Source organism: Amycolatopsis saalfeldensis, assembly GCF_900110575.1.
In the GTDB taxonomy this organism is placed as follows: domain Bacteria; phylum Actinomycetota; class Actinomycetes; order Mycobacteriales; family Pseudonocardiaceae; genus Amycolatopsis; species Amycolatopsis saalfeldensis.
The window spans coordinates 405,820-427,906 of the sequence record NZ_FOEF01000001.1 but is presented as its reverse complement, the minus strand read 5'-3'; the positions used below and the strand labels follow the sequence as shown (position 1 = coordinate 427,906).

Sequence of the window (22,087 nt, the reverse complement as noted above, 5' to 3'; positions counted from 1 at the left end):
CAGTGTAGAGACCTGGCGTCTGCTGACTGTGAACACCTCTCACGATCACTGTGGGTGTGACGGCGCTCCCGACACGCCCGTGCCGCCGTGGGCGTCCCACCTGGGCACACCTAGAATTCGGCGAGTGACTCCCGCCGCTCTCGCCGACCTGGTCCGCAGCTCCGCCGTGCAGGTGCTCGACGCACGGGGCGTCGACGCCGCCGTGCTGCCGGAGCAGGTGACCATCGAACGCCCGCGCAACCCCGACCACGGCGACTACGCGACCAACCTCGCCCTCCAGGTGGCCAAGAAGGCCGGCCTGAAGCCGCGGGAGTTCGCCGAGGCGCTGGCCGAGGTCGTGTCGGCCGCCGACGGGGTCGACGCCGCCGAGGTCGCGGGCCCCGGCTTCCTCAACTTCCGGCTCGCGGCCGGCGCGCAGGGCGAGGTCGTCCGCCAGGTGCTCACCGCGGGTGACGGCTACGGCCGCGGCGACGCGCTGGCCGGGCGCGTGATCAACCTCGAGTTCGTCTCGGCCAACCCGACCGGCCCGATCCACCTCGGCGGCACCCGCTGGGCGGCGGTCGGCGACGCGCTGTGCCGCGTGCTGTCCGCGCAGGGCGCCGCCGTCACGCGCGAGTACTACTTCAACGACGCCGGCGCGCAGATCGACCGCTTCGTGCGCTCCCTGATCGCCGCCGCCAAGGGCGAGCCGGCGCCGGAGGACGGCTACGCGGGCGGGTACATCACCGACATCGCGGCCGAGGTGCTCAAGGCCGAGCCGAGCGCGCTGTCGCTGCCCGAGGACGAGCGGCACGAGACCTTCCGCCGGATCGGCATCGAGCTGATGTTCAGCGAGATCAGGCAGAGCCTGCACGACTTCGGCACCGACTTCGACGTCTACTTCCACGAGAACTCGCTGCACGAGTCCGGCGCCGTCGACGCCGCGGTGCAGCAGCTCAAGGACTCCGGCAACCTCTACTTCGACGAGGGCGCCTGGTGGCTGCGCTCCAGCGAGTACGGCGACGACAAGGACCGCGTCGTCATCAAGACCGACGGCAACCCGGCCTACATCGCCGGTGACCTCGCCTACTTCAAGGACAAGCGCAACCGCGGCTTCGACCTGTGCATCTACATGCTCGGCGCGGACCACCACGGCTACATCGCCCGGCTCAAGGCGGCGGCCGCCGCGTTCGGCGACGACCCGGACAGCGTCGAGGTGCTGATCGGCCAGATGGTGAACCTGGTCAGCGACGGCAAGCCGGTGCGCATGTCCAAGCGCGCGGGCACCGTGATCACCATGGAGGACCTGGTCGAGGCGGTCGGCGTCGACCCGGCCCGCTACGAGCTGATCCGCTACTCCGTGGACTCCAGCCTGGACGTCGACCTGGACCTGCTGCGCAAGCACTCCAACGACAACCCGGTCTACTACGTGCAGTACGCCCACGCCCGGCTGCGCTCGATGCAGCGCTCCGCGGCCGATCTCGGCCTGAAATCCACTGTGGACGTCGATTTCGGGCTCCTGACCCTGTCGGTCGAGGGCGACCTCATGCGCACCATCGGCGAGTACCCCGCCATGGTGCGCCGCGCCGCCGAAATGCGTGAGCCCCACCGGGTCGCGCGCTATCTCGAAGAGCTGGCCGGCGCGCTGCACAAGTTCTACGCCGTACGCGAGGCGCGGGTCCTGCCGCAGGGCGACGAGGAGGCGACCCCTCTGACGTACGCCCGTCTCGCGTTGTGCGAAGCCGCCCGCCAGGTGCTGGCGAACGGCCTGTCCCTCCTCGGTGTCTCCGCTCCGGAACGGATGTAACCCATGGCGCACCCCGCGGGCCCCCGCCACGCCGACGTCTACCCCCATGCCGACGCCTCCGGGTTCCCGCCCGCGAGTGGCGTCGAACTCGACCAGCTGCCCGCGAAAGTGTGGCCGCGCAACACCTTCCGCGCCGCCGACGGGGTGGTGCGGATCGCCGGCGTCGACGTGCGCGAGCTGGCCGAGACCTACGGCACGCCGTTGTTCGTGGTCGACGAGGCGGACTTCAAGTCCCGCTGCGCCGACTACGCGGAGGCGTTCGACGACCCGGCGCTGGTGCACTACGCGTCCAAGGCCTTCCTCTCGATCGAGATCGCCCGCTGGGTGGCCGAGCAGGGGCTGAGCCTGGACGTCTGCAGCGGCGGCGAACTGGCCGTCGCGCAGCGCGCGGGCTTCCCGGCCGAGCGGATCACCTTCCACGGCAACAACAAGTCGGTCGCCGAGCTGGAGGCCGCCGTCGAGGCCGGGGTCGGCACCGTGGTGGTCGACTCCTACTACGAGATCGCCCGGCTCGCCGACGTGGCCGCGCAGCGCGACGTCGTGCAGCCGGTGCTGGTGCGCGTCACGGTGGGCGTCGAGGCGCACACCCACGAGTTCATCGCCACCGCGCACGAGGACCAGAAGTTCGGGTTCTCGCTGGCTTCGGGCGACGCCGCCGAGGCCGTCCGCCGGGTGCTGAACGCGCCGTCGCTGAAGCTGACCGGACTGCACAGCCACATCGGTTCGCAGATCTTCGACGCCGACGGCTTCGAGGTCGCCGCCCGCCGGGTGGTCGGGCTGCTCGGCGACCTGGCGAAGGAGCACGGCCGCGAGCTGCTGGACCAGCTGAACGTGGTCGACCTCGGTGGCGGCTTCGGCATCGCCTACACCGAAAAGGACAACCCGCCGCCGCCCGCGCAGATGATCACGCAGATCCGCGAGATCGTGCGCAAGGAATGCGCGTACGCCGACCTGCCGGTGCCGCGCATCGCGGGCGAGCCGGGCCGCGCCATCGCCGGCCCGGGCACGATCACGCTGTACGAGGTGGGCACCATCAAGGACGTCGCGCTCGGCGACGAGACCGCGCGCCGCTACGTGAGCGTCGACGGCGGCATGAGCGACAACATCCGCACCGCGCTGTACGACGCGGTGTACGACTGCCGCGTCGTCTCGCGCTCTGCCGACACGGCGGACGGAACCGACCCCGCGGCCGCCACTTTGTCCCGAGTGGTGGGAAAGCACTGTGAGTCCGGCGACATCGTCGTCCGGGACTGCTGGCTGCCCGACACGCTGGCCCCCGGCGACCTGCTGGCCGTCGCGGCGACCGGGGCCTACTGCTACTCCATGGCGAGCGGCTACAACCGGCAGCCGCGCCCGGCGGTGGTGGCCGTGCGCAACGGCAGCGCCCGCGTGCTGCTGCGGCGCGAGACGACGGACGACATGCTGCGCCTGGAGGTTTGAGACGTGTCCACTGTGTCCTCATCGGACAGCCGCTCGATCAGGGTCGCCCTGCTCGGCTGCGGCACGGTCGGCCGTGAGGTCGCCCGGCTGCTGGTCGAGCAGGCGGACGAGCTGGCGGCGCGCGCCGGGGCGCGGGTGGAGCTGGCCGGCATCGCCGTGCGGCGCCCCGACAAGCACCCGGGGCTGCCGCCGGAGCTGCTCACCGACGACGCCGCGGCCCTGGTGGTCCGCGAAGACGTGGACGTGGTGGTCGAGCTGGTCGGCGGCATCGAGCCGGTCCGCGGCTGGCTGCTCGCCGCGCTGGGCGCCGGGAAATCCGTGGTCACGGCCAACAAGGCGCTGCTCGCCGAGCATTCGGCCGACCTGTTCGAGGCCGCCGACGCCGCGGGCGTGGACCTCTACTTCGAGGCCGCCGTGGCCGGTGCGATCCCGCTGCTGCGGCCGCTGCGCGAGTCACTGGCCGGCGACCGCATCACGCGGGTGATGGGCATTGTCAACGGCACCACCAACTTCATCCTGTCCGCAATGGACTCCACCGGCGCGGGTTACGCCGAGACGCTCGACGAGGCCGGCCGGCTCGGGTACGCCGAGGCGGACCCGACCGCGGACGTCGACGGCTACGACGCCGCCTCCAAGGCCGCGATCCTGGCGTCGCTGGCGTTCCACACGCGCGTCACGGCTTCGGAGGTGCACCGCGAGGGCATCGCCGACGTCACGGCGGCCGACCTGCACGCCGCGCGGGTGCTCGGCCGCACGGTGAAGCTGCTGGCCATCTGCGAGCGCGTGACGGCCGACGACGGCGCCGAGTCCGTCTCGGCCCGCGTGCACCCGGTGATGATCCCGCGCAGCCACCAGCTGGCCGGGGTGGGCGGCGCGTTCAACGCCGTGTACGTCGAAGCCGACGCGGCCGGCGAGCTGATGTTCTACGGCCAGGGCGCGGGCGGCGCGCCCACCGCGAGCGCCGTGCTCGGGGACCTGGTCGCGGTGGCCCGCAACCAGGTCGCGGGCGGTCGCGGCCCGCGCGAGTCCGCGCACGCCGCGCTGCCGGTGCGCCCCATGGGCCAGACGCCGACGCGCTACCACGTGAGCCTCGACGTCGCCGACCGCGCGGGCGTGCTCGCCCAGGTGGCGCAGGCCTTCGCGGGCCACGGCGTGAGCATCGCCGCGGTCCGCCAGCGCGACGCCAACGACACGGCGAGCCTCGTCGTGGTCACCCACCTGGCACCCGACGCGGCGCTGCAGTCCACTGTGGACGAAATCGCGAAACTCGACGTGGTGCACGAAGTCGTCAGCGTGATGCGTGTGGAAGGCGAAGACCAATGAGTGCTTGGCCCGGGATCATCGAGGCGTACCGCGACCGGATTCCCGTTCCGGACGGCGCGAAGGTGGTGACGCTCGGCGAAGGCAACACGCCGCTGCTGCCGGCCCCGCACCTGTCCGAACTCACCGGCACCACGGTGTACCTCAAGGTGGAGGGCGCGAACCCGACCGGCTCGTTCAAGGACCGCGGCATGACCGTGGCCATCACGCACGCGCTGGCCAGCGGGCTCAAGGCGGTGATCTGCGCGTCCACCGGAAACACCTCCGCCTCGGCGGCCGCGTACGCCGCGCGTGCCGGGCTCACGTGCGCGGTTCTGGTGCCACAGGGCAAGATCGCGATGGGCAAGCTCGCCCAGGCCGTGCTGCACGGCGCGCGCATCCTCCAGGTCGACGGCAACTTCGACGACTGCCTGGAGCTGGCCCGCAAGACCGCGGCAGACTACCCGGTGACGCTGGTGAACTCCGTGAACCCGGTGCGCATCGCCGGGCAGAAGACCGCCGCGTTCGAGATCTGCGACGTGCTCGGCCAGGCGCCCGACATCCACTGCCTGCCGGTCGGCAACGCCGGCAACATCACCGCGTACTGGGCCGGGTACTCCGAGTACGCCGCCGACGGTGTGGTGAAGAACACCCCGCGGATGTTCGGTTTCCAGGCGGCGGGCGCGGCCCCGCTCGTGCGTGGCGAGCCGGTGGCCGAGCCGGACACGATCGCCACCGCGATCCGCATCGGCAGCCCCGCGTCGTGGGCCGGCGCGGTGACCGCGAAGGACTCCTCCGGCGGGCTGTTCGAGGCCGTCACCGACGAGAAGATCCTGGAAGCGTACCGCCTGCTCGCGAGCCGTGAGGGCGTGTTCGTCGAGCCGGCGTCGGCCACCAGCGTCGCGGGCCTGCTCGCCACCGCCGCGGACGGCCGGCTGCCGAAGGGCGCCACCGTCGTCTGCACGGTGACCGGGCACGGCCTCAAGGACCCGGCCACGGCGCTGGAAGGCAACGTCGAGGTCGAGCCGCTGGCGGTGGACCCGTCGGCGGTGGCCGCCGCGCTGGAACTGCGGTGACGGCGGGATTCCGGGCCACCGTCCCGGGGTCCACGGCCAACCTCGGCCCGGGTTTCGACGCGCTCGGCCTGGCGCTGGCCCGCCACGACGTGGTCGAGCTGCAGGTCACCGACGAGGGCCTGAAAGTCGAGGTGTTCGACGCGGGCGCGGGCGGCATCGCCGACGTGCCGACCGACGAGACGCACCTGGTGGTGCGGGCCATCCGCCGGGCGTGCGCGCACCTCGGCGTCCGCCCGCCGGGGCTGCACCTGCGTTGTTTCAACAACATCCCGCACGCGCGAGGCCTCGGTTCGTCCGCGGCGGCGGTGGTTTCCGGGGTGGCGCTGGGGTACGCGCTGGCCGGGGTCCCGCTCGACGACGAGGCGCTGCAGCTGGCCGCCGAGTTCGAAGGCCACGCCGACAACGCGGCCGCGAGCCTGCTGGGCGGACTGGTCGTGGCGTGGTGCGAGGACGGCCGGTTCCGCGCCGAGCGAGTGACGCCGGCCCCGTCGATCCGGCCGGTGGTCGCCGTGTCCGCGGTGAGGTCGTCCACCGACGCCACCCGCGGGCTGCTCCCGGCCCAGGTCCCGCACCCGGACGCGGCCCACAGCGCCGGGCGGGCCGCGCTCTCGGTGCTGGCCATGACCACCCGGCCCGAGCTGCTGCTCGCGGCCACCGAGGACCGGCTGCACCAGGACTACCGCGCGAGCGCGTACCCGGCCAGCGCCGAGCTGGTGCGCACGCTCCGTGCTCGCGGGATCGCGGCGACGATCTCCGGCGCCGGTCCCACAGTCCTGGCGCTCACCACCACGGGAGAATTGCCGCCGGACGCCGACGTCACCGGATTCGACGTCGCGGAGCTGGGCGTGGACCTCACCGGTGTGCAGGTTGCGGCTCTGTAAAGCCCCGGTCACGGGGCAGGGGGCAGCGGCGCCACGCGGGGGGTGGTTGTTGCACCCCGGTGGGCGTCGGTCTACCCTCGGGGGCGTTCGATCACCGTGCGTTTCCGCATCCGGTGCCGGTCCTGTCCGCTCCTCGGGAGTCTCCGGATCGCATCCTTCGTCGATCCGCCAATCCGTACCGCATGAGCTGCGGGAAAGCGGAGGACGCAGGCGGGTTTCCGGTTTCGGCGGTGCCGAATTCCGTTTCCTCCGTTTGGGGGAGGCAAACACCCCTGTGCTGGCGGCGCTCTCGCTGTGTCTCGCACGGTTAGGCGCGACTCGTCCGCATCGGAAGCAAATGCCGTTTCGCGATCAGACGCGATCGGCGGCAGTCCGCTGATCCACCTGGAGGCGTGGATCGGTCAGGAAGGACATGTGTGAGCAACACCGATCTGTTGAGCGGCGACGTGGAAACCCCCGCCGCGGCCGCTGAGAGCAATGGGGCCGCGGCCGCTCCGAAGCGCCGCACCGGGGGCCTGTCCGGAATGGTCATCGCCGAGCTCCGCCAGCTGGCGGGCGAACTGGGTGTGGGCGAGACCACCGGGATGCGCAAGGGTGACCTGATCGCGGCCATCCGCGAGCGTCAGGGCAAGACCAAGAAGCGCGCCGCCGGTACGGCGGAGACGCTCCCGCTCGAAGGCGTCGGCGACGCTCCCGAGGCCGTCAAGGCCCCGAAGGCCGTCAAGACCGAGGAGCCGGCTCGCGCCGCGAAGAAGCGCGAGGAGGCCCCGGCCGAGGCGCCCAAGGCCGAGAGCAACGGCTCGGCCCCGGTGGCCGAGGCGCCGCAGAACTCCGCCCCGGCCGAGCAGCGCCCCGCGCAGCAGGAGCGCCAGGACGGCGACGGTCAGCAGCAGGAGGAGGGCGGCCGAGGCCGTCGCCGCCGCGGCTCGAACCGCGCCGCGGGTTCGCCCGAGGGCCAGCGTGACGGCGGCCAGCGTGGTGACCGGGGCGACCGTGACGGCGGCAACCAGCAGCGCGGCGACCGTGCCGAGCGCGATGGCGGCAACCAGCGCGGCGACCGGGAAAACGGCAACCAGCGCGACCGCGGTGACCGAGGCGACCGGCAGGGCGGCAACCGGGACAACCGGGGCGGCCAGGACAACCGGCAGCAGCGCAACAACCAGCAGGACAGCGGCAACCGCGGCCAGCAGGACAACCGCCAGCAGGGCGGGGACGACGACGAGGAAGGCGGCCGTCGCGGCCGTCGCTTCCGCGACCGCCGCCGTCGCGGCACCGGTGGCGGCCAGCGCGAAAGCGGCTCGCCGGACACCGAGATCCGCGAAGACGACGTCCTGCTGCCCGTCGCGGGCATCCTGGACGTGCTGGACAACTACGCGTTCGTCCGCACCTCGGGCTACCTCGCCGGGCCGAACGACGTGTACGTCTCGCTCTCGCTGGTCCGCAAGTACGGCCTGCGCCGTGGTGACGCCATCACCGGCGTCGTGCGCCAGCCGCGCGACGGCGAGCAGCAGCGGCAGAAGTTCAACCCGCTGGTGCGCGTCGACTCGATCAACGGGCTGGACCCGGACGAGTCCAAGCGCCGTCCCGAGTTCACCAAGCTGACCCCGCTGTACCCGAACGAGCGGCTGCGCCTCGAGACCGAGTCGCACAAGCTCACCACCCGCGTGATCGACCTGATCATGCCGGTGGGCAAGGGGCAGCGGGCGCTGATCGTGTCGCCGCCCAAGGCCGGTAAGACCACGATCATGCAGGACATCGCCAACGCGATCGCGACGAACAACCCCGAGTGCCACCTGATGGTCGTGCTCGTGGACGAACGTCCCGAAGAGGTCACCGACATGCAGCGGTCGGTGAAGGGCGAGGTCATCGCCTCCACCTTCGACCGCCCGCCGGCCGATCACACCTCGGTCGCGGAGCTGTCCATCGAACGGGCCAAGCGCCTGGTCGAGATGGGCCACGACGTCGTCGTGCTGCTCGACTCGATCACCCGCCTGGGCCGCGCGTACAACCTGGCGGCCCCGGCGTCCGGCCGGATCCTGTCCGGTGGTGTCGACTCGACCGCGCTCTACCCGCCGAAGCGGTTCCTCGGCGCGGCGCGCAACATCGAGAACGGCGGCTCGCTGACCGTGTTCGCCACCGCCATGGTGGAGACCGGGTCGACGATGGACACGGTGATCTTCGAGGAGTTCAAGGGCACCGGCAACGCCGAGCTCAAGCTCGACCGCAAGATCGCCGAGCGGCGCGTGTTCCCGGCCGTGGACATCAACCCGTCCAGCACCCGTAAGGAAGAGCTGCTGCTCTCGCCGGACGAGCTGGCGGTCACGCACAAGCTGCAGCGGGTGCTGCACGCGCTGGACTCGCAGCAGGCCATCGACCTGCTGATCTCGCGCCTGCGCAAGACGAAGACCAACATCGAGTTCCTCATGCAGGTCTCGAAGACGGCCCTCGGCTCGAACGACGACGACTGACCCGTCGGCACACCGAAACGCCCCCGCCCGGCGCACACCGGGCGGGGGCGTTTTCGTCGGTGCTACTGGTGCGGGACGGCGGCCGGGGTCCAGCCGCGGTAGTTGGAGAAGTAGCTGGTCGAGCTGCCGTGGCCGATCGCGCCGTTGACGCTGCTGGCGTAGAAGCCGCCGCTGCCGTCGGCGATGCCGACATGGCCGTACGCGCTGATGTTCCAGTACACGAACGAACCGAGCGGCGGGGTGCCGCTGGTGTGCTTCGGGCTCGCGCCGTTCCAGTGCGCGTTCGCCGAGGCCCAGACGCCGGTGGTGCCGTAGGCGTTCTCGGCGGCCTTCTCGCAGTAGCCCTGCCAGCCGGTGCTGCCCAGGTGTGCCTTGTACCAGGCGACGGCGCCGGCTGGGGTGCCGTCGCCGGCGCTGTCGACGCTCACCGTGCCCGAGGGCAGCTCGGTGAAGGTGGCGGCGGCGGGATGGACGTCGGCGGCGGTGATCCCGGTGCTCGCGTTCGCGGCGGGGGCGACGAGCACCGCGGCGGCGACCAGCGCGGCCACGGCCACGGGTTTCGCCACCCGGGAGAGCAGGTCGGTTGTGCGCATGCTGAGCCTCCTACCTGTGGGTGATTCACGAACTCGGCGAGCATCGCGCCAACAGGTACAAGATTCGTACAAACGGATACTGCTTGAGGGCTCAACCGCTGGCTGCGGCGACGTGGAATACCAGGTCACCGGGGTGTGTTGAAGCAGCTGTCAGCCCGTCTGGCAGAATGACCCGCTGAAGTCCGGCACCGGTTCACCCCACCTCCGGGGACCCGGGGCCAACGAGAGAGGACACCATGAAGAGCGGTATTCACCCCGAATACGTGACCACCCAGGTCACTTGCAACTGCGGGAACAGCTTCACCACCCGCAGCACCAAGGACTCGGGCGAGATCCACGTCGAGATCTGTTCGAACTGCCACCCGTTCTACACCGGCAAGCAGAAGATCATGGACACCGGTGGCCGGGTCGCGCGGTTCGAGAAGCGCTACGGCAAGCGGCAGAAGACCGACGCCAAGTAGCTTCACCAACGGCGCCCACCCGCACGCTCGGGTGGGCGCCGTTTTTTGTCCTTTGATCTTTCGAGGCCGGGAAAGAGGCACACGTGGATTCGACGTCGCTCAAGGGCTTGCTCGAAGAGCACGCCCGGCTCGAGGAGCAGCTGGCGGATCCGGCCGTGCACACCGACCAGGCCCGGGCCCGCAAACTGGGCCGCCGGTACGCCGAGCTGGGGCCGGTCGTCCGCGCGGTGCGTGAACTCGACGAGACGCGCGACGACCTGTCCGCCGCCCGTGAGCTCGCGGCCGAAGACTCGACCTTCGCCGAAGAAGCCGCCGAGCTGGCCGCGAAGATCCCGGACCTCGAGTCCCGGCTCACCGAGCTGCTCCTGCCGCGCGACCCGTACGACGGCTCCGACGTGGTGATGGAGATCAAATCCGGCGAGGGCGGCGAGGAGTCCGCGCTGTTCGCCGGCGACCTGCTGCGGATGTACCTGCGCTACGCCGAGCGGCACGGCTGGAAGGCCGAGGTGCTCGACTCCACCGACTCCGATCTGGGCGGCTACAAGGACGTCACGCTGTCGATCAAGAGCAAGTCGGCCGACGTCGACGGCGTCTGGTCGCGGCTGAAGTTCGAGGGCGGCGTGCACCGCGTGCAGCGCGTGCCGGCGACCGAGTCGCAGGGCCGCATCCACACCTCCGCCGCCGGGGTGCTGATCTACCCGGAGCCCGAGGAGGTCGAGGTCGAGATCGACCCGAACGAACTGCGCATCGACGTCTTCCGCTCGTCCGGCCCCGGCGGCCAGAGCGTGAACACCACCGACTCGGCCGTGCGGATCACGCACCTGCCGACCGGGATCGTGGTGTCCTGCCAGAACGAGAAGTCGCAGATCCAGAACCGCGCCCGCGCGCTGCAGGTGCTCCAGGCGCGGCTGCAGGCCATCGCCGAGGAGGAGGCCGCCGCGAAGGCGTCCGACGCCCGGCGTTCGCAGGTCCGCACGGTCGACCGCTCGGAGCGCGTGCGCACGTACAACTTCCCGGAGAACCGCATCTCCGACCACCGCGTGAACTACAAGGCCTACAACCTCGACCAGGTCCTCGACGGTGACCTCGACGGCGTGCTCGACGCCCTGGCCACCGCCGACCGCGAGGAACGGCTGGCTTCGCAGTCCGGCTGAGCCGGTTAGCGGACCGCTTCCAGCGTCTCCGTCATCGGCTCGTCGTCGATGACCGGCGGCTCGGGTTTCGCGGGGCGCGGGAACAGGCTGATCCCGGCGAAGACCACGGCCAGCACGGTCGGGAAGAGCGTGAGCAGCTGGTGTTTCACGCCTTCCACGCCCTCGCCGAGCGCGGACAGCCCGAGCTGGCCGACCGAGAAGAACAGCAGCAGGAACAACACGATCCCGTACTCGCGCCCGTTTTCGCGGCGGCGGAAGGCGCGGACGCCGGCCCAGCCGGCGAGTAGCCAGATCGGGATCAGCACGAACAGGCCGGCCGGGGCGGCCAGCGCGGCCAGGCCGGAGAACACCGGCACGCGGTATTCCTTCGACAGCCTCGGCTCGCCGGACAGCTCGCCGAAGCTGCCGAGGTTGTCCGGGCGCGCGGTGAGCGTGTTCACCCCGCCCTGTTGCAGGATCTGGGCCACGCGCACGGGGTGCGTCGCGTAGTAGCGCGCGATGTTGCGGCGGCTGATCTGGTCGCGGTACCGCGGGTACAGCGGGTCGTGCCAGGCCGCGCCCGGGCTCCACCAGCCGGTGCCGATGTACCGCGCGAACGACGGCGGCAGCCCAAGCGCGGCCAGATCGGCGTTCGTGTCGTGCTTGCCGTCCACAATGGAGTCGAAGACGGCGTTGTACATGTTGGCCTCGCGGTATTCCGCGTTGGCCGGGTCGCCCTGCGATTGCATGCCGAGCGTGCCCACGCCGACGATCGCGAGCACGGCCAGCGGCAGGACCCAGCGGGCCTTGCCCCGGGTGCCGGCCGGTCGCGCCATCAGCACCGCGATGACGAAAAGCGGGATGAGCAACAGCGTCTGCGACTTCGCGTTGATCCCGATCAGTCCACCGAGGACGGTGACGATCGCGCCCGCGTACCGTAAGTGCTTGCGGTGCAGGAGAAACAGCCCGCCGGCGATCAGCAGGATGCCGAGGAACCCCGCGCCCTCGCTGAGCGTGGACGCGAAGTAGCCGAAGAACGCGGAGTCGCCCATCACGAGCAGCAGCAGTGCGGTGGCGATCCAGCGGTAACGGCCGGTCAGGTCCAGCCCGAGCACCGTGGCCGTGATCGCGGCGGCGACCAGCACACAGGTGATCACGCCCAGCACCAGCAGGTTCAGGATGCCGGTGGAGCCGAGCAGGGTGCCGGCCTTGTTCGCCAGCCAGTCGAGCCAGCTCTGGCTGGAGACGTAGTCACTGGTGCAGGGCACGCCCTGGCCGTAGCTGAAGCGCACCCAGCCCTCGGAGGGCCGGTCGAGCTGCTTGCCGCCGAGGCCGCAGAGCAGCCGCCAGCCGTCGCCGTTGTCCGCCATGCCGATCGGCCGCGGGACCAGGAACCGCATCAGCAGCAGCGCCAACGAGGCGGCGAAGACCGTCAGGCCGAAGCGCAGTTCCTTGGATCGCACCGGCCGAGTCTAGGAGATGACGGTGGGCGATCACCCGTGACCTGGGGTTGGGTCCCTCCAGGCGGACCGGCGTCCGGTCAGCGGACAGCCTCCGCGAAGACGCGCATCCGCTCCTCGTACCCGCCGTCCGGCCCGAAATGCACGGCCACCGCGGCGGCGCCCGCGGCCTCGTACGCGTGGTAATCCGCGACGGCACGGTCGAGATCCGCTCGATCGCCGGACCACTCCATCCGGGCCATGGGCTTCACTGGGCGATCTTCGGCGAGTACGGCCAGCGTCCGGGCGCGCTCGGCGAAGGCCGTTGGGTCCAGACCCGCGCTGAGCCACGCGTCTCCGGCGCGGGCGGCTCGCCTCAGCGCCACGGTGGAGTTGCCGCCGACCAGGATCGGCACGTGTGCGGCGGGACGGGGCTCGAAGTGGCCGCCCGACGGGCCGCGGCCCGTGGTGAACAGGCGCTCCAGCAGCTCCAGCGTCTCGTCCGTGCGCCGGCCGCGACCGGAGAAATCCACCCCGACCTCGGCGAACTCTTCGGCGTTCCAGCCGACGCCGACGCCGAGGACCAGCCGCCCGCCCGACAGCCGCGAGAGCGTCGCGACCTGCTTGGCCAGCACGTACGGCTCCCGCAACGGCAGGATCAGCACCGACGTCCCCAGCCCGATCCGTTCGGTGGCCGCGGCGATGTACGCGAGTGTCACCAGCGGCTCGTACACCCCGCCGTACACCTCGCCGAACGGCCCGGGCGGCAGCACGTGGTCGGGCAGCCACACCGACTCGTAACCCAGCTCTTCGGCGCTCCGGGCGAGCCCGGCGAACTGCCCGGGGTCGAGGTCCGGGGCCTCATCGGGCAACACCACCTGCAGGTCCATGCTCACGCCACCGCCGCCAGGAACGGGACGATGGCCGCGAGCCACTCGTCACGGGCTTCGGCGCCGATGTTGTGCCCCGCCTCGATCTCGGCCAGCCGCGCGCCGGGGATGCCGTCCGCCGGCTCGTGCGACAGCGCGGGGGAGGCGAGGCCGTCGAGGGTCGTCGCGATCACCAGCGTGGGCACGGTGATCCCGGCCAGCTCGGCCCGGGTGTCCACCGACTCGACCAGCGCGACCTGCTCGGGGGTGCCCGGCGGCACGAACGCGGCCAGGTGCTCGGCGCCGGTGGCGGCGAGCACCAGGTAGCGGGCCAGCAGCTCGCGGTCGCCGTCGAGCAGGGACTTCCAGACGTCCACGGCCAGGCGCATGCGGTTGTCCATCCGGGCGAAGCCGGACGTCAGGACCAGCCCGGTGACCCGCGACGGGTGCCGGGTCGCCGCGCGCACCGCGACCGCCGTACCCAGCGAGTAGCCGAGGATCGCGAACCGCTCGACCCCGGCGGCCACGGCCGTGGCCACGAGCTCGTCGGCCACCTCGTCGAAGTTGCCCTCGCCGCCGTGGGCCAGCAGCAGGCCGGGACCGGAACCGCGGACCACGTGCGCGAAATGTTTGCTCATGCCCGCGACGTTAAGAACTGACACCGGTGTGAAGGTCAAGTCTGGGGGGGTCGGATGCTGATCGGTGAGCTGTCGAGGCGGACCGGAGTGAGCCCGCGGCTGCTGCGTTACTACGGCGAGCAGGGGTTGTTGCCGTCCGAGCGCACCAGCAACGGCTACCGCGTGTACGGCGAACTGGCCGCGATGGACGAGCGGATCGACGCGATGCGCCGGCGGCGAGGCTCGCTCGCGAGGTATCTCGGCCAGGCGTGACCGTGCTGGGCGCGGTGTCGATACCCTGGGAATTCCCCCTGCTGTGTCAGGCTTGACGACGTGAAGGACGACCAGTGAATCGGCAGCCGCTGCGCCTGGCCATCATGGAGGCGACCCGGATTCTCACCGAGGCCGGTGTGGAGTCCCCGCGGTCGGACGCGGACCTCATCGCCGCGCACGTCCTCGGCGTCGACCGGGGCAGGCTGCCGATGGTGCCGCTGGTCGACCCGCCGGTGATCGAGGCGATCGGCCAGCTGGTCGCGCAGCGGGCCAAGCGCATCCCGCTGCAGTACCTCACCGGCTGGGCGGCGCTGGGCAACGTGACGGTGAACGTCGGCGCGGGGGTGTTCGTCCCGCGGCCGGAGACCGAGCTGCTGCTGGAGTGGGGGCTGAAATTCCTGCAGGGGCGCGAGTACCCGGTCGTGGTCGACCTGTGCACGGGCTCGGCCGCGCTGGCGCTGGCGCTGGCCCACGAGCGGCCGGACGCGGTCGTGTACGCGGTCGACGTGGACGCGCAGGCCCTCGCGTGGGCCCGCCACAACGCGGACGTCCACTCCGACGCCGGCAACACCCCGATCCGCCTGTACTCCGGCGACATCACCGACCCGACCATGTTCGCCGAGCTGGACGGGCTCGTCGACCTGGTGCTGTGCAACCCGCCGTACGTGCCCGAGGGCACCTACGTGCCGCCGGAGGTCGCCGAGCACGACCCGGCGCGCGCGGTGTTCGCGGAGGAGAGCGGCCTGGCGATCATCCGCCACGCCGTCGCCGCCGGCGCCCGGCTGCTCCGCCCGGGCGGCGGCCTGGCCATCGAGCACGACGACACCCACGGCTCGGCCGCCCCGGCCCTGGTCCGCGCCCGCCGCGTGCTGACCGGCGTCGAGGACCACAACGACTACACCGGCCGCGCCCGTTTCGTGACGGCCCGCCGCCTCGGCTGAGCCGCGAGCTCGAGACGGCCGGCGACCCGGCCGAAAGCGGGGCGGCAGTGAGCTTCGGCGTCCTCGGCCAAGCAGTGGGCCTGTTCGTGGTCACCAACCTCGACGACATCGTGGTACTGGCGCTGTTCTTCGCCCAGGGCGCCGGGCGCCGCGGGGCGACGCGAGCCATCGCCCTCGGTCAGTACCTCGGTTTCCTGGTGATCCTCGCCGTCAGCGTGGCCGCGGGGTTCGGCGCGACGTTCCTGCCTGCGGGGGTGATCCCGTACCTCGGGCTGCTGCCGCTCGCGCTCGGGATCAAGGCCGCGGTGGAGGCCTGGCGCCGTGAACCGGGTGCGGAGAACGCGGTCCGCGGTCCGCGCATCCTCGAGGTCGCCGCGGTCACGTTGGCCAACGGCGGCGACAACATCGGCGTCTACGTGCCGGTCTTCGCCACCGCGGGCGTCGGCGGCATGACCGCGTACGTGGCCGTGTTCCTACTCCTGCTCGCCGGTTGGCTCGCGGCCGGCCGGTTCTTCGCCACCCGGGCGGCCGTCGCGAAGGCCTTGTCGCGGTGGGGGCACATCCTGCTGCCGGTCGTCCTGATCGGCCTCGGCCTGCTCATCCTGATCGAGGGGTAGTGCCGGGAACGCCCCGCCGGCGGCCTTCGGTGGTTTTGGCGCCTTCCGGTCCCGGTGCCCGACTTTCGTCGTGAGGCATGGGGGTGGATTTCGTTCGCCGCCCTAACTAACGGCCCTACGGTCGATCTTCGAGCTGCCCTCCCCGAGGCGGCCGGAAGTTCGTGAAGGAGCGTGGATGAGACCCTCCTACCGACGCACCAGAACCGTCTTCGCCGTGGTGATCGCCGCGCTTCTGCTGCCCGGCCTGGCCGCCGGCACCGCGGCCGCCGACCCGCTCACCCGCGGCTGGCCCGCCCCCATCGACGCCGCGCGCTGGACCGACCAGGCGGCCATGACCTGGGACGACTACCGCCGGATCCCCGGCACGAACTGGGCCGACCCGGCGCTGAAGCCGACCCAGCGCACGTTCAAGGGCGCCGTGGTCCTCACCGACTACCCCGACCAGGACTTCGTCGTCACCAAAGCACCGCACTCGACCGTGTTCGGCAACCCCGGCCCGAGTGCTCACGACCTCCCGCGCGAAGGCGTCGCGAAGTACTACCAGGACTTCCTCAACAAGCCCGAGGCGCTCAACCACGGCCACACCATCAACGAGTACTGGATGGAGGACTCCGGCGGCCGCCTCGGCGTCGACCTGACCGCGTTCGGCCCGTACCGGATGCCCGGCAAGTCCTTCGAGTACGGCATGGAATTCCAGTCCGGCGCCTGCCCGAAGGGCTCGAACTGCACCCGGAACCTCCGCACGGACGCCGCGGCCGCGTGGCGCGCCGACGTCGGCCCCGTGGCCGACCAGTTCGACTTCGTCTTCTTCCTCTCCGCGGGCCAGGACGAAAGCTCGACCTGGCAGGAGTTCGGCGAGATGAAGTTCGGCGCGAAGGAGTCCGTGCCGGACGAGTTCGGCCCGCCCGGCGACGAGACCCTGCCCAACTGGGCGGACACCCGTTACGTGCCGTGGACCTCGTGGGCTTCGGCCGCGAGCATCTGGCCGAACGCGCAGAACGGCTCGTCCACCCAGGCCGAGAGCTCCGGCCAGGCGGTCTACGCGCACGAGTTCAGCCACATCCTCGGCATCGGCGACAACTACAACAACCCGTTCGGCGACCCGCCCCAGCGCAGTTACACCGGCCCGTGGGAAATGCTTTCGCGCGGCAGCTTCAACGGTCCCGGCGGACCGCACACGCGCTGGCAGATCCCGGCCACCGAGGGCGGTTCCATGGGCGCGCACCACATGCTGCGCAACAAGCTCAAGCTCGGCATCGTCGACCCCGCCCAGGTGCTGCAGCTCGACCGGGACCAGCTGGCCGAGACCGGGCCCGTCACGGCACGGGTGACCGCGCGCGAGGCGGCGCCGGAACCCGGCGCGTACACCGGCATCACCATCGCGATGCCCGGCGGGGACAAATCACCGAAGTGCGACGGCGCCACCGATCCACTCTGCGACGGCGGCGGTTACGACAACTACACCGTCGAGGTCGTCGACCGGATGGGCTCGGACTCGTTCGCGCCCGACTCCGGCGTGCTGCTGGCCAAGACGAAGAACCGCGACGCCGCGCCGTTCGAATGGATCGTCGACGCCAACCCGCAGGACATCGGCCTCACCGACTACGTGAAGCCGGACGGCACGCCGGTGAAGGCCACCGTCGGTGACTACCGGCAGCTCAACGACGCCGCGTTCAAGGCGGGCACCGGCGCGTCCGGCGCGTACGAGTACACCGACGAGGCGAACCGGCTGCACTTCCTCGTCACCGGCGTCAAGCGGGACGGCAGCGGGATCCTGTCCTACACCGTCACGGTCGCCTCGCTCGACGGCGCGGGACCGCAGGCGCGCGGTGCGGCGCTGCTGCCCGCCCTGCCCGCGTTCACCGACGGCGGACTGGCGACGTGCGACTTCCGCCTGCTCAACACGGGTTCGGCGCGCGGCGCGAAGGCCCCGTACGACTCCGACACCTACCGGCTGAGCGTCAGCACCGACGCGAAGGGCTGGGAGGTCCGCCTGCCCAACGAGCTGGCGACGGCGAAGTTCGGCAAGGCGGCCCCGGTGCGGGCCTACGCGAAACGGGCACCGGGCGCGGCCTACACCGCGCGCGTCGAGCTCACCGCGACTTCGGTCGCCGACCCGTCGCGCACGGCCACCACCGCCTGCACCGCGATCGGCTTCTGAGCCGCCCGTCCCCGGCACCTGACCACCGGATCAGGCGCCGGGGACGAGGGCTAGGCTTCGCGGCATGAGCACGGTGTACGACTGCAGCAAGCGCGAGTCCCGGGCCGAAGGGCTGGCCGCCGCGGCCGCCTCCGTGCGGTCCAGCCGGCTGGTCGTCCTGCCCACCGACACCGTTTACGGGATCGGGGCGGACGCCTTCGACGAGGGCGCCGTGCAGGCGCTGCTGCGGGCCAAGAACCGCGGCCCGGACATGCCGGTCGGCGTGCTCGTCGGGTCATGGTCCACTGTGGACGGTCTGGTGCTCGGGGTGCCGCCGCAGGCGCGGGCGCTGATCGAGGCGTTCTGGCCCGGCGACCTGTCCATCGTGCTGCCGCACGCGCCGAGTCTCCAGTGGAACCTCGGGCAGTCGCGCGGCACCGTGATGCTGCGCATGCCGCTGCACCCGGTCGCGCTGGAGCTGCTGCGCGACGTCGGCCCGATGGCCGTGTCGAGCGCGAACGTCTCCGGCCGCCCGCCCGCGGCCACCGCCGCCGAGGCCCAGGACCAGCTCGGCGATTCCGTCGCGGTGTACCTCGACGGCGGCTCGAGCGGCGAGCCGGTCGCGTCCTCGATCGTCGACCTCACCGGCGACGCGCCCGTGGTGCTGCGCGAGGGCGCGGTCACCCGGGCCGCGATCGCCGAGGTGATGGGCATCGCCGTCGAGTCGCTGGCCTGAGCGGAGAAGTCCACAATGGTCTCACCGCCCCGCCGCCGCGAACCGGTGACAGTCGTTTACAACGCTGTCTCACGGTCGCGGTAGCGTGACGCGGTGACTCGGACCCCCCGGCAGGCGTGACGCTGTCATGTCCCCTGTGCAAGGACTTCTCCCGATCCGGGAGTACCTCCTCGTCGCGCTCACCGCGACGGCTGTGACGTTCCTGCTCACCGGCGTGGTCCGCCGCGTCGCGATCCGCATCGGCGCGATCGCCAACCCGCGCGCCCGCGACGTCCACGTGACGCCGATCCCGCGCATGGGCGGGGTCGGGATCTACCTCGGGGTCGCCGCGGCGATGGGGCTCGCGCACCAGCTGCCCGCGCTCAGCCACGGTTTCGACGCCTCGCTCGACGCGGTCGGCGTGCTGCTCGCGGCCGGCGTCCTCTCGCTCATCGGGGCGCTCGACGACCGGTTCGAGCTGGACGCGTGGACGAAGCTCGCCGGACAGGTGATGTGCGCCGGGATCCTGGTCATCTTCGGCGTGCAGTGGGTGTCGTTCTGGGTGCCGTGGGGCGGTCAGGGCGATTCGTTCGGCTCCGTGCTGGTGCTGGACAAGAACCAGGGCGCGCTGCTGACCGTGCTGATGGTCGTGGTGATGGTCAACGCGATGAACTTCGTGGACGGCCTCGACGGGCTGGCAGGCGGCCTCGGCTTCATCGCCGCGTCGGCCACCTGCGCGTTCTCCCTGGGCCTGCTCGACAGCGCGGGCGGCGACGTCGGCTCGTACCCGCCGGCGCTGATCGCGGCCACGCTCGCCGGGGCCTGTCTGGGCTTTCTGCCCTACAATTTCCAGCCCGCCAAGATCTTCATGGGCGATTCGGGCTCGATGATGATCGGGCTGATGCTCGCCGGCGCGACGACGTCCGCCAGCGGCCGGGTGAGCTACACGCGCTTCAGCGCTTCGGACGCGCTGGCCCTGCTTTCGCCACTCGTCGTGGTGGTCGCGGTGCTCTTCGTGCCCTTGCTGGACCTGATCATGGCGGTCATCCGCCGCACCCGCCGCGGCGAGAGCCCGTTCGCGGCGGACAAGATGCACCTGCACCACCGCCTGCTGGAGATCGGCCACTCGCAGCGCCGCGCGGTGCTGCTCATCTACCTGTGGGCCGGGATCCTGGCGTTCGGCGCGGTTTCGGTGACGCTGTTCGACGGCCCGGTGAAGTTCTGGGTGATCGGGCTGGCGCTCGCGGTGGCCGTGCTGGTCTCGATCATCCCGCGGCTGCGCGCGCGCCACCGCCCGAGCGTGTAGCACCGGCCCGGGCCCGGCCCGGGACCACCTCTATACTGGCGGGTCGAACCGAGCAGGGAGCCAGTTGTGAGCGACACCGAGACCACCGCGCAGGAGAACCCGCACGCCGCACCGGTGCGCAAGGCCGCACAGGCGATGACCCGGGCGTCGCTGCTGGTGACCCCGCCCGTCGTGCTGGCCTGCATCGTGTTGTTCAGCGTCCTCAACGGACTGCACGGGTTCCTCGGCTCGCTGGTCGGCGGCGTGCTGGCGCTGCTCGCCTCGCTGTCCACCCTCGGCATGATGCGGTTCAGCGCCGGCCAGGACCCGATGTTCGTGATGGTCATCGCACTCGGCGGGTACGTCATCAAGGTCATCGTCCTGTTCGGCGCGCTCACCCTGCTCAAGGGCGTGACCGTGCTGCACCCGATGTCGCTGGGCATCACCATGATCGTGGCCATCCTGGTCGCGGCCGCCGTGGAGTTCGTCGCCTTCCGCCGCACGAACCTGCCCGCGATCGTCGTCACCGAAAGCAAAGTGACCGGCTCCTGACGGGGAGGTGACCGGTTCGGGACGGCGGTCCCGGGCCGTCCGGGACTTAGGTCCTCGACCGTTCGGCTGGTTAGGAGTACGTCTGTACGGCACTGATTGACCTGCTGGTATGGTCCGCGTCATGGGTGGCGGCCTCGGCCGCACACTCCCGACGACGAACCGCGATCAGCAGTGTGGCGACCGATGGTTTCCGCCTTCCGCTGCAGGTCCGAAGTAGACCGCAGGGCAGTGTTTACGCGAGACATCCCCGTGTGCAAGCCGAGTTCGGCGCACTGTGGGTAAGCCGCCTCCGGCGTCCCGACGCGTGTCGGGTACGTTAAGTCCAGATCGTGACGATTCCCCCGGCGGAGTGAACGCCGGCCGGGAGAACCGGGAGGAGCCCAGTGGGCGCGCTGGTACTGACCGAGGGTGCGACCTTTACACCCCCGGGTGCGGAAAGCTTCGAGTTGCCGCCGGTGTTCGGCTTTGTCACCAAGCCGATGCTGCTGGTCGTGCTCTCGGTGATCATCATTGCGACGTACTTCCTGCTGGCGACCCGCAAGCTCAAGGTCGTGCCCACCAAGGGGCAGTTCGTCGCCGAGTTCATCTATGACTTCAGCCGGAACAACATCGCGCGTGAGCAGATCGGCTCACGGGACTTCAAGCGCTTCGTTCCGATGATTTTCGCGTTGTTCACCTTCATCCTGATGAACAACCTGTACGGCATCATCCCGTTCCTGCAGTTCCCGACCATGGCGCGGTTCGGTTTCCCGGTCGCGCTGTCGGTGCTCGTGGTGTACCCGGTCTACCACTACGTGGGGATCAAGCGGCACGGCATCGGCGGGTACTTCAAGAAGGAGCTCGCCCCGGCCGGGGTGCCCGGCCCGGTGCTGCCGCTGTTCGCGGTGATCGAGTTCGCGGAGAAGTTCTTCCTCAACCCGCTGACGCTCGCCATCCGAGTTTTCGCCGCCATGTTCGCGGGCCACCTCATCCTCGCGGTGTTCACCCTCGGCGGCACCTTCCTGCTGACCGAGACCTCGAGCATCGCGCTGAAGCCGGTCTCCCTGGTGGCCTGGATCTTCGCCATCGGGCTGACCTTCCTGGAGGCCTTCATCCAGGTGCTGCAGGCCTACATCTTCGCCCTGCTGTCCGCGGGGTACATCGGCGCCGCGCTCGCCGCGGAGCACTGAGAAAAACAACAAGCCCCGATCCGCGTGAGTGCGCGGACCGAAGTGAAGGGAAACGCACGTGAGCAGCATCGTTCTGGCCCAGGCCGCCGCCCAGACCGTGAGCATCAACAAGGGCCTCGCCGCCATCGGCTACGGCCTTGGCGCGATCGGCCCGGGCATCGGCGTGGGCCTGATCTTCGCCGCGGTCATCAACGGCACCGCCCGTCAGCCGGAGGCGCAGAGCAAGCTCCAGGGCATCGGTTACGCGACCTTCGTGCTCACCGAGGTGCTCGCCCTGATCGGTATCGTCATCTACTTCATCGCCTCCTCCTGAGTCGTCTGCTTCTCGCTTAA

General features: G+C 71.0%; 21 protein-coding genes. 17 read left to right on the top strand and 4 right to left on the bottom strand.

Annotated features, from left to right (window positions below; genetic code table 11):
* Positions 1-124 precede the first annotated feature (124 nt).
* The 6 genes from argS (at position 125) to rho (ending at position 8,950) form a co-directional block, all read left to right on the top strand.
* Positions 125-1,786 carry an arginine--tRNA ligase gene (argS, locus tag BMY97_RS01965; protein ID WP_091611553.1) on the top strand — a complete coding sequence of 554 codons (1,662 nt, stop codon included), beginning with the start codon at positions 125-127 and terminating at the stop codon, positions 1,784-1,786.
* 3 nt (positions 1,787-1,789) lie between these two features.
* On the top strand, positions 1,790-3,226 hold the full coding sequence (gene lysA / locus BMY97_RS01960; RefSeq protein WP_091611550.1) for a diaminopimelate decarboxylase: 1,437 nt from the start codon (positions 1,790-1,792) through the stop codon (positions 3,224-3,226).
* Between the two features lie 3 nt (positions 3,227-3,229).
* The gene (locus BMY97_RS01955) at positions 3,230-4,549 is read left to right on the top strand and encodes a homoserine dehydrogenase (RefSeq protein WP_091611547.1); all 1,320 of its coding nucleotides are present in this window, start codon (positions 3,230-3,232) and stop codon (positions 4,547-4,549) included.
* Positions 4,546-5,601 (top strand): threonine synthase, encoded by a 1,056-nt coding sequence (gene thrC / locus BMY97_RS01950; RefSeq protein WP_091611544.1) that lies wholly within the window; start codon positions 4,546-4,548, stop codon positions 5,599-5,601. The genes BMY97_RS01955 and thrC overlap by 4 nt, the downstream gene beginning before the upstream one ends.
* On the top strand, positions 5,598-6,482 hold the full coding sequence (thrB, locus tag BMY97_RS01945) for a homoserine kinase (RefSeq protein WP_091611542.1): 885 nt from the start codon (positions 5,598-5,600) through the stop codon (positions 6,480-6,482). The genes thrC and thrB overlap by 4 nt, the downstream gene beginning before the upstream one ends.
* 416 nt (positions 6,483-6,898) lie before the next feature.
* Entirely contained in the window at positions 6,899-8,950 is a 2,052-nt protein-coding gene (gene rho / locus BMY97_RS01940) for a transcription termination factor Rho (RefSeq protein WP_091611539.1), read from the top strand.
* A 62-nt stretch (positions 8,951-9,012) separates the two neighbouring features.
* On the opposite strand, the gene BMY97_RS01935 is transcribed toward rho, so the two are convergent.
* Positions 9,013-9,543, bottom strand: coding sequence for a CHAP domain-containing protein (locus BMY97_RS01935; RefSeq protein ID WP_091611536.1), 531 nt, complete (start codon positions 9,541-9,543; stop codon positions 9,013-9,015).
* 236 nt (positions 9,544-9,779) lie between these two features.
* On the opposite strand from BMY97_RS01935, the gene rpmE reads away from it, so the two are divergent.
* Together rpmE and prfA are read left to right on the top strand one after the other, a co-directional pair.
* Entirely contained in the window at positions 9,780-10,004 is a 225-nt protein-coding gene (gene rpmE, locus BMY97_RS01930; RefSeq protein ID WP_091611534.1) for a 50S ribosomal protein L31, read from the top strand.
* A gap of 83 nt (positions 10,005-10,087) precedes the next feature.
* Entirely contained in the window at positions 10,088-11,158 is a 1,071-nt protein-coding gene (gene prfA, locus BMY97_RS01925; RefSeq protein ID WP_091611531.1) for a peptide chain release factor 1, read from the top strand.
* A 5-nt stretch (positions 11,159-11,163) separates the two neighbouring features.
* Here prfA and wsfD read toward each other — a convergent pair whose 3' ends face one another.
* From wsfD to BMY97_RS01910, 3 genes are all read right to left on the bottom strand, one after another.
* Complete coding sequence (wsfD, locus tag BMY97_RS01920; protein WP_091611529.1) at positions 11,164-12,600, bottom strand: glycan biosynthesis hexose transferase WsfD; 1,437 nt, start codon at positions 12,598-12,600, stop codon at positions 11,164-11,166.
* A gap of 77 nt (positions 12,601-12,677) precedes the next feature.
* Complete coding sequence (locus BMY97_RS01915; RefSeq protein ID WP_091611526.1) at positions 12,678-13,466, bottom strand: TIGR03619 family F420-dependent LLM class oxidoreductase; 789 nt, start codon at positions 13,464-13,466, stop codon at positions 12,678-12,680.
* A 2-nt stretch (positions 13,467-13,468) separates the two neighbouring features.
* Positions 13,469-14,083, bottom strand: a complete 615-nt coding sequence (locus tag BMY97_RS01910) for an alpha/beta fold hydrolase (RefSeq protein ID WP_091611522.1) — start codon at positions 14,081-14,083, stop codon at positions 13,469-13,471.
* Between the two features lie 54 nt (positions 14,084-14,137).
* Here BMY97_RS01910 and BMY97_RS01905 point away from each other — a divergent pair, with 54 nt between their 5' ends.
* The 9 genes from BMY97_RS01905 (at position 14,138) to BMY97_RS01865 (ending at position 22,067) form a co-directional block, all read left to right on the top strand.
* A complete protein-coding gene (locus BMY97_RS01905) occupies positions 14,138-14,335 on the top strand; it encodes a MerR family DNA-binding transcriptional regulator (RefSeq protein ID WP_091611519.1) in 198 nt (65 codons plus the stop codon).
* Positions 14,336-14,409: 74 nt separating this feature from the next.
* Positions 14,410-15,276, top strand: a complete 867-nt coding sequence (gene prmC / locus BMY97_RS01900; protein WP_091611516.1) for a peptide chain release factor N(5)-glutamine methyltransferase — start codon at positions 14,410-14,412, stop codon at positions 15,274-15,276.
* Positions 15,277-15,323: 47 nt separating this feature from the next.
* The gene (locus BMY97_RS01895; protein ID WP_091611514.1) at positions 15,324-15,893 is read left to right on the top strand and encodes a cadmium resistance transporter; all 570 of its coding nucleotides are present in this window, start codon (positions 15,324-15,326) and stop codon (positions 15,891-15,893) included.
* A 175-nt stretch (positions 15,894-16,068) separates the two neighbouring features.
* On the top strand, positions 16,069-18,054 hold the full coding sequence (locus tag BMY97_RS01890; RefSeq protein WP_091611511.1) for a M6 family metalloprotease domain-containing protein: 1,986 nt from the start codon (positions 16,069-16,071) through the stop codon (positions 18,052-18,054).
* Between the two features lie 64 nt (positions 18,055-18,118).
* Positions 18,119-18,769, top strand: a complete 651-nt coding sequence (locus tag BMY97_RS01885) for an L-threonylcarbamoyladenylate synthase (RefSeq protein WP_091611508.1) — start codon at positions 18,119-18,121, stop codon at positions 18,767-18,769.
* A 127-nt stretch (positions 18,770-18,896) separates the two neighbouring features.
* Positions 18,897-20,054, top strand: a complete 1,158-nt coding sequence (locus BMY97_RS01880; protein ID WP_091611505.1) for a glycosyltransferase family 4 protein — start codon at positions 18,897-18,899, stop codon at positions 20,052-20,054.
* Positions 20,055-20,120: 66 nt separating this feature from the next.
* Entirely contained in the window at positions 20,121-20,585 is a 465-nt protein-coding gene (locus BMY97_RS01875; protein ID WP_091611502.1) for a Cg1360 family ATP-synthase-associated protein, read from the top strand.
* Between the two features lie 383 nt (positions 20,586-20,968).
* Entirely contained in the window at positions 20,969-21,754 is a 786-nt protein-coding gene (atpB, locus tag BMY97_RS01870) for a F0F1 ATP synthase subunit A (protein WP_091611500.1), read from the top strand.
* Between the two features lie 58 nt (positions 21,755-21,812).
* The gene (locus BMY97_RS01865; RefSeq protein WP_091611497.1) at positions 21,813-22,067 is read left to right on the top strand and encodes an ATP synthase subunit c family protein; all 255 of its coding nucleotides are present in this window, start codon (positions 21,813-21,815) and stop codon (positions 22,065-22,067) included.
* Positions 22,068-22,087 lie beyond the last annotated feature (20 nt).